Source organism: Xenorhabdus littoralis, from assembly GCF_033949345.1.
In the GTDB taxonomy this organism is placed as follows: domain Bacteria; phylum Pseudomonadota; class Gammaproteobacteria; order Enterobacterales; family Enterobacteriaceae; genus Xenorhabdus; species Xenorhabdus littoralis.
Map to the genome: position 1 here is coordinate 1 of NZ_VCDP01000172.1, position 216 is coordinate 216.

The following is a 216-nucleotide window of genomic DNA, read 5'->3' on the forward strand; positions in this document are numbered from 1 at the left end:
GAGCTAATCGCCCACTTCATGATGACTATAACGACATCGATACCACTGATTTATGATTGGTGGGCGATACCAGATTCGAACTGATGACCCCCTCCTTGTAAGGGAGATGCTCTACCAACTGAGCTAATCGCCCAATCATAAAATCATTTTTTATCACTACGGCTCCCACTAAAGCGGTTCATCACTACAAGAGTAATGGTGGGCGATACCAGATTC

1 tRNA gene is annotated in these 216 nt (G+C 44.9%); it reads right to left on the reverse strand.

Annotated elements, in window-relative coordinates:
• Positions 1-57 precede the first annotated feature (57 nt).
• Positions 58-133, reverse strand: a tRNA-Val gene (locus tag FE394_RS19050).
• Positions 134-216 lie beyond the last annotated feature (83 nt).